Here is a 17,266-nt window from a genome sequence, read left to right as displayed (position 1 = left end):
GGTAATGATTGTGCAAGAATATCAATTAATTGCAACTGCGGCTTCCGGGATTGAAGCCCTGGTTGGTAAAGAATTACGTCGCCTAGGTTATGAAACCAGAGTTGAAAATGGGCGAGTGCGTTTTACAGGAACCATCCGTGATATCATAACTACTAATCTATGGTTGCGCACTGCCGACCGAATAAAGATTATTGTAGGTGAGTTTGATGCAACTAGTTTCGATGATCTATTTGAACAAACGAAGGCGTTAGCATGGGAACAATTTTTACCGTTGGATGCTGAATTTCCAGTCGAAGGTAAAAGCCACCGTTCACAACTGCATAATGTTCCTAGTGTGCAAGCAATTGTAAAAAAGGCGATTGCTGAAAAAATGATGGTGGTTTATCATCGACGAACGAAGCTACCAGAAACCGGTAATTTGTATCCGCTTGAAGTGGCGATTAATAAAGATCATGTATTATTAACGTTAGATACGACTGGGGAAAGCCTTTTTAAGCGAGGATACCGTCGAGATAAAGGTGGTGCTCCGCTAAAAGAAAATATGGCTGCAGCATTAGTTTTACTAGCTCACTGGTTTACTGACAATCCATTTGTTGATCCAGTGTGTGGTTCAGGAACGATTCCGATCGAAGCTGCTTTGATTGGTCACAATATTGCACCGGGTGTAAATCGGTCGTTTGCTTGTGAAAGTTGGACCAATTTAATGCCTGATGGTTTAGCTGATGATGTGCGGGATGAAGCAGATTCAAAAGCTGACTATGATGTTGAACTAGATATTCGTGGCTATGATATTGACCAAAAGATGGTTGAAATTGCGCAGCGGAACTGTCAAGCAGCGGGATTGACCCATGACATCACGTTCAAACAGTTAGCGGTTAAGGACTGGCACACTGATCAAATCAATGGTGTTATTGTTGCTAATCCTCCGTATGGTGAACGACTGAGTGATAAGGAAACGGTCCACGAGTTGTACCGGCAGATGGGTGAGTTGTACCGTCCGCTTACGTCGTGGAGTAAATATATTTTGACGGCCGACTTAGAGTTTGAACATTACTATGGCGCACAGGCAACCAAACGGCGGAAACTATATAATGGGGCACTGCGGACAGATTTATTCCAGTACTGGGGAAAAAAGATACGCTAAAAGTATAATGATTAAAACTTTAAAAAGACTCAAAGGAATATTACGGTACAGTTGAAGTTTTAATCCATGATCAAGTTTTGGATGGTAAGGTAATTGACATCAATGGTTGGCCATCTTATGAAGGAAAAACGTTAAACAAAATGATTGGTGAATCGTTAAGTGAGTACAATGTGGAGTGAAAGTCAAAAGATGAACATTAAAAAAGCTGGGTGCTCCCAGCTTTTTCTATATCTTATCTAACGGTTCCGGTTGCGTTGGTGCCGGATAAACTTGATCGAGTTGCTGGCAATCAGCTAGTGTCAGTTTGATTTGTAACGCTTCGATATTATCTTGAACATGACTAACTTTGCCAGCCTTTGGCAGTGGCAAAACGTTGTGATTACGCAAGATCCATGCCAGCATAATTTGATATGGTGTTGCTTCATGTTCACTAGCGATATTCTGAACCACCTGATGGGGACGAATAAAATTCCATCCGACCGCGTGAAAAGGTGAGTAACTCAGAAAACCGATCTGGTGATCAGTCTGCCAAGGAAGAAGGTCGTATTCGACACCGCGACTTGTGAGGTTATACAAATCTTCATTGGCAAAGACGTGGTTACCATTTGGCACTTTCATTAAGTCTTGCATGTCATTTAGATCGAAGTTGGAAACACCCCAATGTCGAATATATCCGGTCTTTTGCAACGCTTCTAGTTCTGCAACCGTTGTTGCAAGGTCGGCGTTGGCTCGCCAGTGAAGCAGGTAAAGGTCCAGATAATCGGTTTGGAGACGCTGAAGACTTCTTTTCAGGCTTTGCCGTAATCGGTGCGGAGTAGCGTTTCCAGGAAGAAATTTGGAAATCAGAAAATATTGGTCACGTGGGATCCCAGACAATGCATCACCAATGATTACTTCGCTATTGCCATAACTCTCTGCTGTATCAATTACGTTAATCCCGTTGGCAAGTCCAAACTGAATTGCTTGCTGTTCGCCTTTGAGATTACGGCTCAACGCAGCACTACCGATTCCAATTGCGGATAGTTTTTCACCTTTGATTTGGATGTATTGCATATGCGCTCCTCCTGATTTATTACTAAGCTAATCCTAAAACGAACGGGAACCATAGTCAAAATGTATCAATAACTATTTCAAATATGAATTTCACATAATATGGAGATCGTAATATACTTATTCTAAACACTTACAAAAAAGAAGAATTATTCAGTTTGGAGACGCAAATAATGAAACAGATTCAAGAAGGCTATTTTGATGGTGAACGGCCATTATTTAAAGAACATGATGCCCAAATTATTGATACGACCTTTGGTAAGGGTGAATCGCCCTTAAAGGAGACGCATGATTTAAAGTTATCTGGAGTGGTTTTCACTTGGAAATATCCACTGTGGTATTCAAAACATATTGAAGTAACTGATACAATCTTTGAAACAATGTCTCGATCTGGAATTTGGTATACAAATGATATTAAGATCAACGATTCTGATTTGCAGGCCCCTAAGCTGTTCCGTCGTTGTCATGGCGTTCAGTTGACCAACGTTTACTTTTCGGACGCTGATGAAACGTTGTGGACTTGTGATGATGTCAAACTCAGTAATGTTCAAGCACGTGGTGACTACTTCGGGATGAATAGTTCGAACATTCGAATTGATAACCTCGACTTAATTGGTAACTATTGTTTCGATGGCGCTAAAAATATTGAGGTCCACAACTCCCGCTTTGTTTCGAAAGATGCGTTTTGGAATTGTGAAAATGTGACGATTTATGATTCTAAAATCAGTGGTGAATATTTAGCTTGGAATACCAAGAATTTAACGTTAATTAACTGCACGATTGAAAGCAATCAGGGACTTTGTTACTTAGACGGTATCAAACTCGTCAACTGTAAAGTCCTCAGGACTGATTTGGCATTTGAATATTGTCGAAACATTGACGCTGACATTACAACGTCCGTAATGAGTATTAAGAACCCCATCAGCGGTCGGATTCACGTTCCTTCAGTTGGTAAGGTCATTCTGGATGATCCTGAAATTGATCATTCAAAGACGACCATTATTCAAGATAAACAGGAGTGATAATAATGAGTAATTACCCAGCAACCGTTGATCGGCGGAACACAAACTCAGTTAAATGGGATGTTAAACAGGACGAATTACCAATGACAATTGCTGATATGGATTTTAAAACCAGTCCGGCAATTATCAAAGCAATGCAGGACAAATTACAATTAGGTGCCTTTGGCTATGAAGACATTCCAGATGAATATTTCGCAGCGGTGGCAAATTGGTATGCCACTCGTCATGGCAGTCGTCCGCAAACTAATTGGATGATTTTTACCACTGGAGTGGTGCCGGCTATTTCTTCAGCGGTTCGGCGATTAACTTCGATTGGTGATAATGTCCTCGTACAAGCACCTGTCTATAATATCTTCTATAATTCAATCATTAATAGTGGTCGTCATGTGCTATCCAGTGATTTAGTCTACAGCGCCAACGAGCATTCCTATGCGATTGACTGGGTGGATCTCGAAGCCAAATTAGCAGACCCTTTAACTAATTTAATGATCCTTTGTAACCCCCATAATCCAATGGGCATTATTTGGACGCGCAAGCAACTGATTCGTTTGGCAAAATTATGTCGTCAATACCATGTGATGATTTTTAGCGATGAAATTCATGGTGATTTTACCTTTAATGATTCCGGATATGTTCCAATGTTTAGTTTACCCGAAGATTTAATTCAAAATTTGGAAGTAGCCGTTTCCCCAAGCAAGACCTTTAATGTTGCTGCACTCCATGCTGCAACGGTGATTGTACCAAATGATAATCTACGAGCCCAAGTCAGTCGCGGTTTGAATAGCGAAGAACTCGCTGAGCCAAACTTAATGGCCATTCCTGGAACTATTGCAGCCTATCAAGCTGGTGGACCATGGTTAGATGATGTTCTAAAAGCAATTCAGAAAAATCGACAAATAGTCTGGAACTTTGTCAAAGAACGGTTAGCTGACCGTGTCACAGTTGTGCCAGGGGAAGCAACTTACTTAATTTGGCTAGACATTAGTCGACTAACTAATGATTCGGCAACGCTGGCAGCATTTATTCGTAAACGGACTGGCTTAATTCTATCTGCTGGTGCCATCTATGGTGGTGATGGTCAGCATTTCTTACGGATGAATGTGGCTTGCTCTGATAAACGGGTACTCGATGGTCTGGACCGTCTGGCACGGGGAATTGCAGAGTGGCAAAAGCGTTAAAAACGTTGACGTATTTTATGAATACTGAAGAGGCTGAGTTAACTCCTGGCCTCTTTAGTATTTTTTCAGCATTGGGGAGAAATTCATGAAAATATTTCAGCAACTCAGGTGGTTTTTTAGACAACAGTGGAAACAGTACTTTGGTGGTGTTCTCGCGCTAGTGTTAGTGGCAATTTGTAATGTTATTCCGGCACGAGTTATCGGGAAAGTTGTAGATGCCATTAGTGATCACCGCATCACTGGACAATGGTTAACACTGATGGTGTTAGTGATGTTAGTTACCGCAGCTTGTCAGTATTTACTGCGTTTTGTTTGGCAAAAACTAATTTATGGCAGTTCTTATGTTTTAGAGCGTCAATTACGAGGTCGATTATTTAATCATTACTTGAGCATGGATCCGACTTTTTACCAAAAATGGCGGATCGGTGATTTAATGGCCCACGCAACGAATGATGTGGAAGCGGTCCGTGAAGTTGCGAGTTACGGCATTCTCACCTTAGCGGATTCGTTGATTACAGGTGGTTCAATGATTATTGCGATGGGGCTGTTTGTTAGTTGGCGGTTAACAGTGTTAACTTTGCTACCGTTACCGCTTCTCGTTATTTTAGCTAATCGTTTGGGAAATAAGATTCATGAGGCCTATGGAAAAGCTCAAGCAGCTTTTGGTAATTTGAATAACAAGACTCAGGAAAGTATTAGTGGAATGCGGGTCCTGAAAGCACTTGGAGATGAACAAGCTGATCAACTGGATTTTGCCAAGTATGTTGATCGCACTTACCGGACCAATCGGCGAGCGTATTTTTGGGACGCCCTCTTTAATCCGGCCACGACCTTAATTATGGGACTTGCCTATGTGATTGCGATTGGGGAAGGTGGTTTAATGGTTATTCACCATCAATTGACGATTGGACAAATTGTGACGATGATGACTTATTTAGGCGAACTGGTTTGGCCATTGTTTGCAATCGGAACCCTTTTTAACACGCTTGAACGTGGTCGAGCCAGTTATGACCGAATTGATCACCTGTTGGCGGAAGAAAACCACTGGCAACTAGGGAACGCTAATGGGCAAATTGCCGTTCCGCGTCTTTTGAAAGTAGATCTGGAGGAGTTTGCATATCAGCCACATGGAAAGCCCGTTTTGCAAAACATTCACTTCCGTGTTAAGCCTGGTGAAATGGTTGGGATTGTCGGACCAACGGGCAGTGGTAAGTCAACGTTGTTACGGTTGCTGGTTCGTGATTTTGATAATTATACGGGGGAAATTATGTTGGACCATCAAGAGATTCGTCAATTACCTCATAATCGTTATTTAGCTCAGTTGAGTTATGTTCCCCAAACTAATTTTTTATTTTCCACCAGCATTCAGGATAATTTACGTTTTGCTAATCCTCAGGCCACCATTGATCAGGTGCATAGTTCTGCAACCGAAGCGGCAATTGCGGATGATATCGAACATATGCCACGCCAGTATGAGACTCAGGTTGGCCAGCAGGGAATGTCGTTGTCTGGTGGCCAAAAGCAGCGGGTCGCAATCGGTCGTGCATTACTGAAAGGGACACCTCTGTTAATCCTTGATGATCCGCTTTCTGCGGTCGATGCGCAGACAGCAATGCTGATTGAACGTAATCTTCAGCAACATCGTGATCAGTCAGTGATTATGGTGACGAGTCGTTTAAGTACCGTTCAGCATGCCGATTGGGTTCTGGTGATGGAAAACGGCACAATCGTTCAGCAGGGGACGCCGCAACAATTGTCGGCTGAAACAGGTTGGTTTAAGGAAACTCTAGCGGTTCAAGAACGGCACCAAAGATTGGAGGCGGATTTAAATGAGTAGGTACCTTTCCCAGCGACAAGTCTTAAAACGGTTATTTAAAGCCGCCCGACCGTTTTGGAGGCAATTTATTTTAGCGATCATAATGGCAATTATGGTAAGTGTCTTAAATTTAATGCTGCCGCGGATGATTCAGTACTTTATTGATCACTATTTACGGCAGTCTATAGCAACCGTACAGATTGTGGTCGGCTTTGTTACAGCTTATTTCATGGTTACGGTTGTGAAAGCACTAATGCAGTTTGGGCAAGCGTATAGTTTCGCGATTGGTTCGGAAGCAACCCTAGAGCGAACTCGCCTCCAACTGTTCGAAAAATTGCATCGGATGGGGATGGTCTATTATGATCAAACCCCCGTGGGCGAAATTGTATCGCGAGTGACCAACGATACCAAGACCTTATACAATTTTTGGAACTTAATTCTTAATTTGATTGTTGCGGTTGCTGGCTTGGTATCGGCATTTGTAGCAATGATGCTGGTGAGTCAACCCTTGGCGTGGCTAACTGTTGGGTTACTAGTGGTGGTTATTGGTCTGGTTATTCTATACCAACGAGTCAGTGTTCCGGTATATCATCGTGTCCGCGCAACGCTTAGTAACATTAATGCCCGTTTAAACGAAGCCCTGAGCGGAATTGAAATCATTCAGCAATTCGGTCAGCAAAAGCGGCTCAGCCAAGAATTTGCCGAAAGAAATTTTAAATATTTTCGTTTTCGAAGCAAGTTAATCATTTTTGATTCTTTTCTGCTATACCCAGTTGTAAGTTTAATGTTTATTTTGGCTGAAACTGCGACCTTGAGCTACTTTGGTTGGCAAAGTATCCGACTATCTGTTGCGGCTGGAGTAGTTTACGCCTTTATTGCTTATCAGCAAAACTTTTTTAACCCATTAACTAGCGTGATGGAAAATTTAGCTACCTTTCAGGAGGGCATTGTGGCTGCCCAACGAATTTTTAAGTTGATGGACCAACCAACTCAGCAACCACAACAGCAACCACAACACTTGGAGATTAGTGCTGGAAAAATCGAGTTTCGTCATGTTACCTTTGGGTATCAAGCTAATCGACCGGTTCTAAAAGATATTTCATTTGTTGTTCATCCAGGTCAGAAGGTGGCAATAGTCGGTCATACCGGTAGTGGCAAAAGTACCATTATTAATCTCCTGATGCGGTTTTATGAATTTGATCAAGGAAAAATCCTTATTGATGGACATGACATTCATGATTATCCTATTGCGGAACTCCGCAAGAAACTAGGCCTCGTGGTACAAGAACCAGTGATGTTTTATGGAACGATTGCCCATAATATTACGATGTTTGCACCAGAGAAGAAATCCGCTGTTCAGCAAGCAGCCAAATTAGTCAATGCGGCTTCGTTTATTGAACAGCTGCCAAGCGGTTATCAAACTCACCTTGCTGAAGGTGGCGGACAGCTTTCGGTTGGTCAACGGCAGTTAATTTCTTTTGCGCGAACGATGTATCGTCGCCCTGAAATTTTGATTATGGATGAAGCAACTGCTAATATTGATTCGCAAACTGAGAAGCTGATTACGACTAGCTTAGCCAAGATGAGTTCTAAACAAACGACGATTGCGATTGCCCACCGTTTATCGACGATTCAGGATGCTGATCAGATTCTTGTTCTGAAAGGTGGCAAGATTATTGAACGAGGCAATCATCAACAGTTAATGCAAAAAAACGGTTATTATGCTAAATTAGTGGCTCTTCAAGAACAATAAACAAGCTCCAGAATAGTGGTGAATACTACTCTGGAGCTTAGTTCGCTAAGAATCTGAAAAAATAAAGAAACTGGTCCTTATTAAGAATGCTTTTTGTTATACTAAAACATGGTTATTCAATTTGGTGGAGAGCTTGATTAGCTAGATGATGGGCACCATGATTTTGCTTTTCGGGAATCCACCGGGTAACGACGGTAGTAAAGTGGTTCATTAATGCTTCTAAAGCATTCAGTTGTGTTGCATAGTGCTTGCTATAGTGTTTACCGATAGCATCACTAAGCAATCGACTGTCGGTATGAAAAATGACCACTTCGTCAGCCGAATAATGATTGGCGAGGTATTGAAAGCCTAATTGTGCAGCCAAAAATTCGCCGGTATGATTGCTGGCAGTTGGGACGTGCCCAGTGAGTTGAATTTGTTGTTGCTTTACTAATATTACGGCACCGAGACCAGTTGGTCCTGGATTGTATTTAGTTGCCGCATCTGTAAATAATTGAATCATTTTAAAACCTCACGATTGAAGGAGAATGAAATGGAAGAACAAAAACGTTATTTTTACCAGCCAGATCTAACGACGGCCATCATTGATTGGAGCTGGACACTGATTATTTTAGTTATTGGTATTATTATCGCATTTGAGATTACCCATTTTCAATGGATTACAGCGACTTTTATTGCGGCTTTTTTAATTGTCGCAGGGTTGCAAATTTTTCGACGAACTGTAGTAATTTCGCCAAGTAAGATGGTGTTTAACCGTCTTCTGGTGAAAGAATATTTAACGATCCCAACTAAAGAAATTCGTCAACCATTGTTTACCAAGCATACGATGACAATTACGGTCCAAGGCGAAGTCATGACGTTTTCGTTTACTCAACGTTCGCTACAATCCATCCAGCATCTTTTGCGTGTTAATGGGGTGATCAAAGACAATGAAGAATAGGAATTCTTGGCTTCCATATTGCGGATTAATTTTGATTCTCATTGGAGCTGATCAATTATTAAAGTGGTGGGTAGCAAATAATATTGCTCATAACCAAATTCGTACATTAATTCCAGGATTGATTGATTTAACGAATTTAAGAAATGATGGGGCCGCATGGTCACTTTTAGAAGGTAAACAATGGTTTTTTGCAATTGTTAGTACCTTAGCAATTATAATTTTAATTTACTTGATGCATCGTTTTCGCGGCCATCAGTTAGTTGAAACTAGTTTGAGTCTCATTTTTGCAGGAACCATTGGTAATTTTGTAGATCGTTTGCGGTTCGGATATGTTGTAGATATGTTTGAGCTCATCCCGATTAATTTTCCGGTATTCAATGTTGCGGATGTCTGCTTAACGGTTGGTGTGATCATTTTAGTGATGATCGTACTCTTGGAGAAGGACGAAGGGGGTCATGATGCAAAATCAACCAATTCAGTTAATAATTAATGATCAACAGGTTGGGCGAATTGATAAACAATTAGCCAACGCCATAAGCGATGTTTCACGGTCACAAATCAAAAAGTGGATTGAAGATGGCCACGTGACGGTCAATGGCAGCCTGGTGAAGCCCAAACACCAGCTTCAAGCCGGCGATCAAGTACAAATACTTCCTGAACAACCGCAAACAATTGACTTGGCGCCTGAAAAGATTCCGTTAGACATTGTTTACGAGGATGATGATGTCATTGTGGTTAATAAACCGCAAGGAATGGTGGTTCATCCGGCAGCAGGACATCCCAATCATACACTAGTAAATGCCTTGTTATACCATTGTCCGCTATCACATATTAATGGTGAATATCGTCCGGGGATTGTCCATCGGATTGACAAGGATACCTCTGGATTACTAATGGTGGCGAAAAATGATCGGGCTCACCGTTCTCTAGCGGCACAGCTGAAAGCAAAGACCAATCAGCGAGAGTATGTGGCATTAGTTCATGGCGTCATTAAAGAGGATCAAGGAACGATTGACGCTCCGCTTGGCCGGTCGCTGAAAGATCGAAAAAAGCAAGCGGTCGTGGCAGATGGTCGAAAAGCGGTCACTCATTTTAAGGTTCTTAAACGCTACTTACATTACACATTAGTTTCCTGTCGATTGGAAACTGGTCGAACTCATCAAATTCGGGTTCATATGAAGTATATCGGTCATCCGCTTGCTGGTGATCCATTATATGGTCCGCGGAAAACACTGAAGGGAAATGGGCAATACCTTCATGCGCGATTACTGGGGTTTAAACATCCGGTAACAGGAAAAGAAATGCAATTTGAAGCACCATTGCCGGACTGGTTTTCACAAATGCTTGCTCATTTGGATCAAACAGATTTACCAAAGACGAAGTAGCCAATGGTGTACAATAACAAAGTAATGATTAACAGAAGGTGAGAGGATCATGACAGCTCGTTATTTAATTCTGGAGGATGGGTCAGTATATGCGGGGGATAGCTTTGGCTCTCCAGCAGTCACTTTTGGTGAAGTCGTTTTTAGTACGAGTATGACTGGCTATCAGGAAATCATAACGAACCCGATTTACGATAATCAGATTATTGTTTTCACCCAACCAAACGTCGGTAACGTACCGATTAACCGTAATATTTATGAGTCCATTGTCCCATCAGCTAAGGGAGTGATTGTTCGTGACCTGGCTGCTTTTGATGATCAGCATCGTCAAAGTCTGAGTCATTATCTAAAACAAATGAATATTCCGGGAATCACTAACGTGGATACGCGGGCGTTAGTTCGTAAGCTTCGTTCAGCAACGGAACCGATTCGGGGTAGTATTGTCCCCGTCCCGGATGATCATGCTTTTGATCAGTTGCATGCCACAGTTTTAACAAATCAACAGGTGGCGCAAGTTGCAACCCCGAAACCGTACCCCAACCCCGATGTCGGGAAGACAGTTGTTGTGGTTGACTTTGGACTGAAAAACGGAGTTTTGCGGGAGCTTTCGCGACGCAAATGCAACGTCACCGTTTTGCCATATACATCAACTGCCGAAGAGATTTTGCGTTTAGACCCAGACGGCGTGGTATTCTCTAGCGGTCCTGGGGATCCCCATAGTCTAAAGAAATCAGTGCTAACAATGATTCAAGAGGTCCAACAACAAGTCCCGGTCTTTGCAATCGGCTTAGGTCATGAACTGTTTGCAATGGCCAATGGTGCCACTGTCAAGCGACGGTTAGTTGAACATCACGGTATGAACCATCCCATTAAAGAGATCATTACTGATCAAATTGTGTATGCCAGCCAAAGTGCTGGATTTGAAGTGCAGCGAGAAAGTGTGGATCGGCAAAAACTGTTTATTACCTATGTGGATCTTCTAGATAATAGCGTTCAGGGACTGCGTCATCGGAATTACCCAGCTTTTTCGGTTCAGTTCTTTCCAGATGGAGCGCCCGGTCCTGATGAAACTGATCCGTTATTTGATGAATTCATGGATTTCATGAATCAACGAGGAGATGAAAAAGTTGACTAATGATCAGCCGAAAGCCTTAATTATTGGTGCTGGGAGTGATGATTTACAACAAGGGGGCGAACTGGATTACGCAACTCTTGAAGTGGGGAGAACACTTCAAAAAGCTGGTTTTAAAACCAGCTTGATTGATGATAACCCATTCTCAACTTCGTTGGATACGCACAAGTCCATTACCGAGCGGTATATTCTTCCTTTAACAGCGCAAAGTATTATTGAAGTTATTAATCGAAGTCACCCGCAATTGATTGTACCAACGCTGGGTGGTCGTCGAGCGTTTGAGCTGCTTCAGACGGTAAGTGAATCTGGTATTTTGACGGAAAGGGACATCCAAATTGCGGGAATTCCTGAATCAACGGTTCGTCAGGTTAATAACCCGGTACTACTTAACCAGACCTTACGCCGTCTTCATGCGCCAACCAAAAAGATTGCGACAGTTGATAATTACCAGGCAGCTTTGGAAATTGCTCAGGAAGTTGGGTTTCCGGTGGTCGTACGGGCAGTTTTTCCTAAGTCTTTACGAATGCGACGAATTGTTCAAGACGGTGAAGAACTGCGAAAAGCGGTTAGCCGAGGTATTCAAATGTCACGAAGCGGCCAGGTAATGGTTCAACAAAGTTTAGCGGGACTTAAGGAAATTGAAGTCTTAGTAATGCGTGATGCCTCAGGCAACATGATGTCTTTGGGGATGGCTGAAGACATTGATCCTATTGGGATTCACGCTGGCGATTCGATGACGGTCTTGCCAGCTCAAACGCTATTAGATCGCAATATTCAAGATATGCGGAACACCGCGTTTGCAATTACCCGGAAGTTGCGGATTGTTGGAGTTAACCACGTGCAATTTGCCTTTGATGCTCATCAAAATCGTTACTACGTCATTAAAGATAGTCCATATTTTGATCGCATTAGTACATTTGTTGAAATGGCGACTGGGTATCCGGTTAGTCGGGTGGTTGGCCATTTATATGCTGGAGAATTGCTTAGAAATATCAGATTAGACCATGGCTTAATGAAGCATACAGCAGTCACTGAGCCGGTGATGGACCGAACTGCGGTTCGCATGCCGATTTTTCCATTTAGTCAATTATCTGTGAATAACCAAAAATTGGGGACGCAAAAAAAATCGGTTGGCAGTACCATTGGAATTGGGCGAAGTCTAATTGAGGCCATCTTGAAGGCAATTGCTGATTATCAATTTGGTTGGCACAACGGCCAGGCTAAACTGATGCAAAATATTAGTGATGATCAATTAGACCAGTTACTAATCCATCCCCATGGTGACGCACTCTACTCCTTGGTTGAGGCAATTCGTCGTGGTTATTCAGAAAAGGAATTAGCTGAACTGACCAAAATTGATCGATATTATTTGGCACAGCTTAATCGGTTACTCAAAATTCAACAGGAAATTCAACAGCTTAAATCAAGCCCAGCAGTACTAAAGGAGGCTAAGTATTGGGGCTTTAGTGACGCTAAAATTGCTGAGTTGTGGAACACTGATGCCGAGCACGTTTATAAAATGCGTGATCAGCATCATATTAATCGGACTTTTAAAGAGGTTGATCCTTCTGCTGGTGAGTTTGACCAGCATTCCCACGCCTTTTTTTCAACGTTCGAATTGGAAAACGAAAGTCAAGATGATGCCAGCCAGACCATCTTAGTAGTAGGAAGTGGTCCACGACGCTTAGGGAATGGTAATGCCAACGATTATGTCGTCAGCAGGGTGATGAATGAACTACGGTCCCATGGGTTACGAATAGTGTTGATTAATGACAATCCAAGCTCACCAACAATGTCTGGGCTCTTTGCTGATAAGCGATATATTGAGCCATTAACGATTGAGACGGTCATGGATATTGTAAGAATTGAAAAACCAGGGAAAGTAATGATTGCTTCCAATGAAGGGGAGCTTTATGAACGTTTACAAAAACAGTTGCCGGAAACGATTGGACTTCAAGCAATTCCTACAGAAGATCAACTGGAAGATGTGGTTAGCAACGAACCATTGCTGGAGTATAACGCATTGTTTGATGGGCAATATGTGTACCCACTCGGAATGACAGCCGCATTACAAGCGGATGACCAATTAAATTATCGGACGATTGCCAAACGCTATCCAACCACTTTATCACCAACAGGAGTTAAAAACGTGATGAAACTTGGTGAACAGGCAGTTCGAAATTTAACCACGCCGGGTCTCTACCAAGTGTTGATTGACTCGGATCCGTTTGGTAGCTATAGGGTGGAAATGGTTAGAGCGTTGCCGGCTACAGATATTGCATTTCTTTCGAAAGTCTTACAGTTGGATTTGTCAGCAGTGATTGCACGGCTGGCGGTTAATAAGTTTAGTGGAAAGTTATTACAACAGTCTATGGAAAAGCAACCTGATCATCAGCGCACGGCCGTTTACCGGGCACTGTTCCCATTTAAGGCATTACAAATCAATGAACAGCCAACGGCGTTAAAAGTGATGGGTGCTGAGATGCAGTTTATCGAATAGGACCATCAGCTATCATGCAAAACATAAAGGAGTAGAGGTGGATTGACCTCTACTCCTTTATGTTATTAATGATTTAACAACTTTGGTGTGACACTAAGCGTCTTTTGCCCCCGGAAAGTAACAAAACCCGGTTTAGCGCCATTGGGTTTATGCAATTGTTTAACACGAAGGTAATCAACCGGTACATGATCAGACTCTCGTCCCTTGGAGAAATAAGCTGCGAGCTGCGCGGCTTCGTGAATCGTATCGTCAGACGGAGTCGTACTACGGATAATGACATGTGAGCCAGGCATATCCTTAACGTGAAGCCAAAACTCATTCTTGTTGGCGGTTTTGAAACTCAAACGATCATTTTGGAGGTTATTTTTACCGACTAACACGGTTGTGCCCTCAGAAGTATGGAAAGTTTCCGGCTTGCTAGCACGCACTTTGCGTTTCTTTTTACCTTTATTGCGTTGTTTAATGTAGCCTTGTTCTTGTAATTCGATTTTGATGTCCTGAACGTCAGCTGGCGAAGCGATTTCAATCTGACTTAGGATATTATCAAAGTAATCAATTTCCTTTTGGGTGAGCCTTAACTGTTCATTTACATATGCAACGGATGCCTTCAACTTATCGTATTTTGTAAAGTACTTTTGTGCGTTTTTCGAAGGTGAAAGTTCCGGTGCTAGTTTAATATGAAGCGGCTGATTATTATTATAAAAGTTTGGTAAATCAATTGTGGTCATGCCCGTTTTCACTTGACTCATGAAGGTCGTTAAAATTTCTCCCCGAATTCGGTAATAGTCAGCATCTGCGGCTTCCGTTAGCTGATGGTGGAGCTTTTTAACCTTTCGGCGATCCTTCTTCAGTTCGTTTTTAACCACTTTTAAAACCTGGCCGGCTAATTCTTTGGTCCGATCAGTTTGGGCTTTTTGGGCATAAAAAGCATCCAGCATTTCACTCAGGGTGGCAAACTTTTGCAGTGATTGGCTAGCTCGATCAATTGGTGGAAAAGCCATGAATGATTTTTTTCCATTGGCCTTTGTTAAAATCGTTGGCACCGGATGATTAAATCGATCCAGAAATTGTTCATATGCAGTGGGTAAGTTATCTGCAGCCAGTAATTCGGCTGCAAATTCATGAGCAGTTTCAGGGGCGAGGCCTTGATAAACTTGTTGCAATGATTTAGCCAAATGATCTAGGTTGTCAGAATGCTCACGAACCAAATCAGAATACTTTTGGTTTGGTAAGTATGGATTGGTTCGGTTTTGCTTAGGAGGCATGACAAATGGTGCGCCAGGCAGGAGAACTCGCACCCGATTTTGGTCAGAGCCAACGTGCTTGATGGTTTCTTTGATTTTCCCGCTTGGTTCGCTTACCAAGGAAACGTTACTATGGCGAGCCATGATTTCAATATAAATAACCAGTTTTTGGTTATCGCCAAGTTCATCGCGATTGGAGAAAGTGATTTTCACGATACGATCGTTATCGATTTGCTCAATTGATTCAATAACGGCTCCTTCCAAGTATTTGCGCATCGTCATTGCAAAATTACTTGGTACGGCTGGGTTTTGATAAGGGATTTTAGTCAGTTGAATCCGTGGATAAGATGGATTAGCAGAAATCAGTAAAGAATAATTATGACGGTGAGCACGGACGACCATCACCATTTCAGCCGGATATGGTTGGTTAACACGCATCACTCGTCCAGTTTGTAACAACTGATTCAATTCATTGACCATTGCGTGGGTAAAAAAACCGTCAAAAGCCATTTAATAACTCCTCCTTAAAAAACGTTTATTTGCCATTATACCTGTTTTGACGAATTCCGTAAAACACGGTAAGCTAAATAGTGATTGTTATATCAAGCAAGATATGGTATTTTTTTATTATTATTGAGTTTTAAAACTAAAGCACTAATTTAAATAAAAGAGTTTATTCTGAACAATAAACATTTGGAGGAAATAACAATGAAAATTGCGGTTGTTACCGATAGTACAGCTTACTTAACCGCAAAAGAAGTTGCGGATTATCATATCCATGTCGTTCCGATCCCATTTACAATCGATGGGAAAGATTACCAAGAAGGAGTCGACATTACGACGGATGATTTTTATCGAGAACTGAAAACTTCAAAGACTTTTCCGAGCACATCCCAACCGCCCATCGGTGAGATGATGGAGGTTTACCAAAAGCTCGCAGATGATGGTTATGATGCAGTCATTAGTATTCACCTCGCTAAAAGTATTTCAGGCTTTCTAAACAACATTCAACTTCTTGCGACACAAATGAAGGATACCATCCAAATTGTTCCCTTTGACTCACAAATTACGGTTAAATTGATGGGAGAATTGGCGATTGAAGCCTCAAAACTCGCGGCATCAGGCAAAGATGTTAACACGATTGTTGATAAATTATCAAAGCTACGCTCGACGATTCATGACGACTTTGTAGTTGATGATTTACAAAACTTGGTCCGTGGCGGGCGACTTTCTAATGCTTCGGCTTTTGTGGGTTCAATCTTGCGAATCAAGCCATTGCTGTCTTTTGACAACCCTAACCATGCGATTGAAGCTTTTGAAAAAGTCCGTTCAATGAAAAAAGCCAAGTTGCGCGTTGAACAAATTTTTGATGCAGCACTAGCAAAGACCGATTATCCAGTTCGGGCTTATGTTTTCCATGCCGCAGCTGAAGAAGCTGGCCAAAAGTGGTTAGATGACTTGCAAGCTAAACATCCAGAGATTAATTTTGAGCTTTCATATTTCGGACCAGTAATTGGTGTTCATCTGGGCCAGGGGGCCTTGGCACTTGGTTGGATGCAGGACACGAGAAAGAAGCCGTTATAATGAAAAAGTGGGTTTGGTGGTTTGGATTAACTATCTTAGCCATTCTTTTGAGTTTTGTTCAGTGGCGTTATCCATTGCCGACAGGAACGGTGATCATCCAGGTTGTTGGTGTGGTTGTGATTGTCATGGCTTTAGGCCTGAATCTTTTACAGAGTTATCTGACAATGCTGGTCGTTGCGATAACCTTGATTTTACTGAATTTCCATAATTGGCTAACGGTTGTGCCAATTATAATTGGCTTACTGGTGGTTTCGTTAATTTTACGTTGGCAAACACCGCTTTCAATTCATATGAATCATACACAAGCAATTAACTTTGGTCTGATTGCTGGTTTTTGCCAGTTGTTAGGGATGCTCTTGGTTATCTTTATTCAAGCGTTAGTAGTAACTAGCAAATGGAATGATTTTACTTTGATTTTAGAGATGGGACTTCCGGCGGCTTTGTTAAATGGTTTGCTGGATTGTTTGTTAGTGCCACCGTTAACGTTATGGTTACGTCATTATACTGAACAAGTTGATTGA

General features: G+C 42.0%; 15 protein-coding genes. 12 read left to right on the top strand and 3 right to left on the bottom strand.

The features are described from left to right. The first annotated feature begins 10 nt into the window (after positions 1-10). Positions 11-1,144: a class I SAM-dependent RNA methyltransferase gene (locus Q0C76_RS00210; RefSeq protein ID WP_295728093.1), complete on the top strand. Its 1,134-nt coding sequence runs from the start codon at positions 11-13 to the stop codon at positions 1,142-1,144. Between the two features lie 225 nt (positions 1,145-1,369). Here the strand turns inward: Q0C76_RS00210 and Q0C76_RS00205 are convergent, their stop codons facing one another. Continuing rightward, a complete protein-coding gene (locus Q0C76_RS00205) occupies positions 1,370-2,197 on the bottom strand; it encodes an aldo/keto reductase (protein WP_295728091.1) in 828 nt (275 codons plus the stop codon). A 170-nt stretch (positions 2,198-2,367) separates the two neighbouring features. On the opposite strand from Q0C76_RS00205, the gene Q0C76_RS00200 reads away from it, so the two are divergent. The 4 genes from Q0C76_RS00200 to Q0C76_RS00185 all read left to right on the top strand — a co-directional run bounded on the left by Q0C76_RS00200 (position 2,368) and on the right by Q0C76_RS00185 (position 7,963). After that, positions 2,368-3,216, top strand: coding sequence for a DUF3737 family protein (locus Q0C76_RS00200; protein WP_295728088.1), 849 nt, complete (start codon positions 2,368-2,370; stop codon positions 3,214-3,216). 5 nt (positions 3,217-3,221) lie between these two features. Further along, positions 3,222-4,394, top strand: a complete 1,173-nt coding sequence (locus Q0C76_RS00195) for a MalY/PatB family protein (RefSeq protein WP_295728086.1) — start codon at positions 3,222-3,224, stop codon at positions 4,392-4,394. 85 nt (positions 4,395-4,479) lie between these two features. Beyond that, complete coding sequence (locus tag Q0C76_RS00190) at positions 4,480-6,231, top strand: ABC transporter ATP-binding protein (RefSeq protein ID WP_295728084.1); 1,752 nt, start codon at positions 4,480-4,482, stop codon at positions 6,229-6,231. Further along, positions 6,224-7,963, top strand: a complete 1,740-nt coding sequence (locus Q0C76_RS00185) for an ABC transporter ATP-binding protein (RefSeq protein WP_295728083.1) — start codon at positions 6,224-6,226, stop codon at positions 7,961-7,963. The genes Q0C76_RS00190 and Q0C76_RS00185 overlap by 8 nt, the downstream gene beginning before the upstream one ends. A 112-nt stretch (positions 7,964-8,075) precedes the next feature. Here the strand turns inward: Q0C76_RS00185 and Q0C76_RS00180 are convergent, their stop codons facing one another. Further along, positions 8,076-8,465, bottom strand: coding sequence for a ribonuclease HI family protein (locus tag Q0C76_RS00180; RefSeq protein ID WP_295728081.1), 390 nt, complete (start codon positions 8,463-8,465; stop codon positions 8,076-8,078). A 30-nt stretch (positions 8,466-8,495) separates the two neighbouring features. Between Q0C76_RS00180 and Q0C76_RS00175 the strand changes: the two genes are divergently transcribed. The 5 genes from Q0C76_RS00175 to Q0C76_RS00155 are packed head-to-tail and all read left to right on the top strand — an operon-like array spanning position 8,496 to position 13,917. Continuing rightward, positions 8,496-8,903 (top strand): EbsA family protein, encoded by a 408-nt coding sequence (locus Q0C76_RS00175; RefSeq protein WP_295728079.1) that lies wholly within the window; start codon positions 8,496-8,498, stop codon positions 8,901-8,903. After that, complete coding sequence (gene lspA / locus Q0C76_RS00170) at positions 8,893-9,393, top strand: signal peptidase II (protein ID WP_295728076.1); 501 nt, start codon at positions 8,893-8,895, stop codon at positions 9,391-9,393. The genes Q0C76_RS00175 and lspA overlap by 11 nt, the downstream gene beginning before the upstream one ends. Continuing rightward, complete coding sequence (locus Q0C76_RS00165) at positions 9,362-10,288, top strand: RluA family pseudouridine synthase (protein ID WP_295728073.1); 927 nt, start codon at positions 9,362-9,364, stop codon at positions 10,286-10,288. The genes lspA and Q0C76_RS00165 overlap by 32 nt, the downstream gene beginning before the upstream one ends. 49 nt (positions 10,289-10,337) lie before the next feature. Further along, entirely contained in the window at positions 10,338-11,420 is a 1,083-nt protein-coding gene (locus Q0C76_RS00160) for a carbamoyl phosphate synthase small subunit (RefSeq protein ID WP_295728070.1), read from the top strand. After that, positions 11,413-13,917 (top strand): ATP-grasp domain-containing protein, encoded by a 2,505-nt coding sequence (locus Q0C76_RS00155; RefSeq protein WP_295728067.1) that lies wholly within the window; start codon positions 11,413-11,415, stop codon positions 13,915-13,917. Before Q0C76_RS00160 ends, Q0C76_RS00155 begins: the two co-directional genes overlap by 8 nt. Before the next feature lie 65 nt (positions 13,918-13,982). Here Q0C76_RS00155 and Q0C76_RS00150 read toward each other — a convergent pair whose 3' ends face one another. After that, a complete protein-coding gene (locus Q0C76_RS00150; protein WP_295728064.1) occupies positions 13,983-15,671 on the bottom strand; it encodes an NFACT RNA binding domain-containing protein in 1,689 nt (562 codons plus the stop codon). Between the two features lie 198 nt (positions 15,672-15,869). On the opposite strand from Q0C76_RS00150, the gene Q0C76_RS00145 reads away from it, so the two are divergent. Together Q0C76_RS00145 and Q0C76_RS00140 are read left to right on the top strand one after the other, a co-directional pair. Then, positions 15,870-16,745, top strand: coding sequence for a DegV family protein (locus Q0C76_RS00145; RefSeq protein WP_295728061.1), 876 nt, complete (start codon positions 15,870-15,872; stop codon positions 16,743-16,745). Beyond that, positions 16,745-17,266 (top strand): hypothetical protein, encoded by a 522-nt coding sequence (locus Q0C76_RS00140; RefSeq protein ID WP_295728058.1) that lies wholly within the window; start codon positions 16,745-16,747, stop codon positions 17,264-17,266. The genes Q0C76_RS00145 and Q0C76_RS00140 overlap by 1 nt, the downstream gene beginning before the upstream one ends.

The sequence above is a fragment of the uncultured Limosilactobacillus sp. genome (assembly GCF_934202705.1).
GTDB lineage: Bacteria > Bacillota > Bacilli > Lactobacillales > Lactobacillaceae > Limosilactobacillus.
This window is presented reverse-complemented; position numbering and strand designations above follow the sequence as displayed.

Bases quoted from the DNA above. Each gene is read 5' to 3' on its own strand.
- Q0C76_RS00150 (WP_295728064.1), bottom strand. From the start codon at position 15,671: ATGGCTTTTGACGGTTTTTTTACCCACGCAATGGTCAATGAATTGAAT.
- Q0C76_RS00185 (WP_295728083.1), top strand. From the start codon at position 6,224: ATGAGTAGGTACCTTTCCCAGCGACAAGTCTTAAAACGGTTATTTAAA.
- Q0C76_RS00160 (WP_295728070.1), top strand. From the start codon at position 10,338: ATGACAGCTCGTTATTTAATTCTGGAGGATGGGTCAGTATATGCGGGG.
- Q0C76_RS00190 (WP_295728084.1), top strand. From the start codon at position 4,480: ATGAAAATATTTCAGCAACTCAGGTGGTTTTTTAGACAACAGTGGAAA.
- Q0C76_RS00195 (WP_295728086.1), top strand. From the start codon at position 3,222: ATGAGTAATTACCCAGCAACCGTTGATCGGCGGAACACAAACTCAGTT.
- Q0C76_RS00165 (WP_295728073.1), top strand. From the start codon at position 9,362: ATGCAAAATCAACCAATTCAGTTAATAATTAATGATCAACAGGTTGGG.
- Q0C76_RS00180 (WP_295728081.1), bottom strand. From the start codon at position 8,465: ATGATTCAATTATTTACAGATGCGGCAACTAAATACAATCCAGGACCA.
- Q0C76_RS00200 (WP_295728088.1), top strand. From the start codon at position 2,368: ATGAAACAGATTCAAGAAGGCTATTTTGATGGTGAACGGCCATTATTT.
- lspA (WP_295728076.1), top strand. From the start codon at position 8,893: ATGAAGAATAGGAATTCTTGGCTTCCATATTGCGGATTAATTTTGATT.
- Q0C76_RS00140 (WP_295728058.1), top strand. From the start codon at position 16,745: ATGAAAAAGTGGGTTTGGTGGTTTGGATTAACTATCTTAGCCATTCTT.
- Q0C76_RS00205 (WP_295728091.1), bottom strand. From the start codon at position 2,197: ATGCAATACATCCAAATCAAAGGTGAAAAACTATCCGCAATTGGAATC.
- Q0C76_RS00145 (WP_295728061.1), top strand. From the start codon at position 15,870: ATGAAAATTGCGGTTGTTACCGATAGTACAGCTTACTTAACCGCAAAA.
- Q0C76_RS00175 (WP_295728079.1), top strand. From the start codon at position 8,496: ATGGAAGAACAAAAACGTTATTTTTACCAGCCAGATCTAACGACGGCC.